Raw genomic sequence first — 1,069 nt, 5'->3', positions numbered from 1 at the left:
CGCCCAGGTCAGCGCGACCTGACGAAGTACTACTAGCGGTTGGCCCTGATGTGGTTGCGCACCCACTTGCCGGCTTCCTTCAGCGGGCCCTCGCCCGTGAAGCTGCTGCCGGAACAGGTGCCTTCCTTGAACACCGCGCCGGAGCGCTCGTCGTCGGAGAAGTTCCAGTTCGTCCAGGAGATCTTGGCGGAGTTCATGAACGTGATGAACTTGTTCGCCATGGTGAAGTCGTTGGGACCGTCACCGGACGCCTCCTGCGAACCGAACTCGGTGACGAAGACCGGCACCTGGCTCGAGACCGTCTTCAGGGCGTTGAGGTAGCTGTCCCTGTGGTCCTTGGCGTAGAAGTGGAACGTGTACATCAGGTTCGAGGCGTTGACCTTGTTCTGGCTGACCTCGTTGATGTTCTTGCCGTCGGACAGGCCGAACGTCGACCAGCCGTGCGTGCCCACGAGCACGAGGCTGTCCGGGTCCTCGGCGCGGATCGTCGGGATGACGGCCTCCGCGTAGGACTTCACCTTCGCCCACGACACGCCGTTCGGCTCGTTGGCGATGTCGTAGATGATGTTCGTCTTGTCCTTGTGCCGCTGCGCGATCTCCTTGAAGAAGGTCTTGGCGCGCGAGGTGTTGGCGTTCGGGTCGCCCGGCGAGAGCTGGTGCCAGTCGACCAGCGCGTACATGCCGCGCTTCGTGGCCTCCTCGATGTAGCCGTGCACCATGTCGGTGAACTTGCGAGGGTTGGTCTCGTAGCCACCTTCCTGGATGTACATCGAGATCCGGAGAACGTCGGCCTTCCAGTCCTTCGCGAGCGCGTCCAGGGACGCGGTCTTGACGCACTGGGCGTACCACTGGATGCCGTGTGTGCTCATGCCGCGCAGCTGGACCTGCTGGCCGGCCTGGTTGCACAGCTTCACACCGCAGACCTTCAGCTGGCCGTTGACCGCTGCGGGAGAGCCCGCAGGCAGCGCGTTCGCGGAGACGTCACCCGCGGGTGCGGCGGCGACCGAACTTCCCGCCATCGCACCGGTCAACGGGAGCACGACCGCCGCGGCGAGCGCCACCACAGACT

The 1,069-nt window shown here is 64.5% G+C and carries 1 protein-coding gene; it reads right to left on the bottom strand.

All coding sequences use genetic code 11. From position 1 onward, the window contains the following. Nucleotides 1-32: 32 nt before the first annotated feature. The gene (locus tag UK23_RS34425) at nucleotides 33-1,064 is read right to left on the bottom strand and encodes a glycoside hydrolase family 5 protein (protein WP_045315915.1); all 1,032 of its coding nucleotides are present in this window, start codon (nucleotides 1,062-1,064) and stop codon (nucleotides 33-35) included. Between the last annotated feature and the right edge of the window lie 5 nt (nucleotides 1,065-1,069).

The organism is Lentzea aerocolonigenes (genome assembly GCF_000955955.1).
Classification (GTDB): Bacteria; Actinomycetota; Actinomycetes; order Mycobacteriales; family Pseudonocardiaceae; genus Lentzea; species Lentzea aerocolonigenes_A.
The sequence above is the reverse complement of the archived record's forward strand: the minus strand, read 5'-3'. Positions and strand labels throughout refer to the sequence as shown.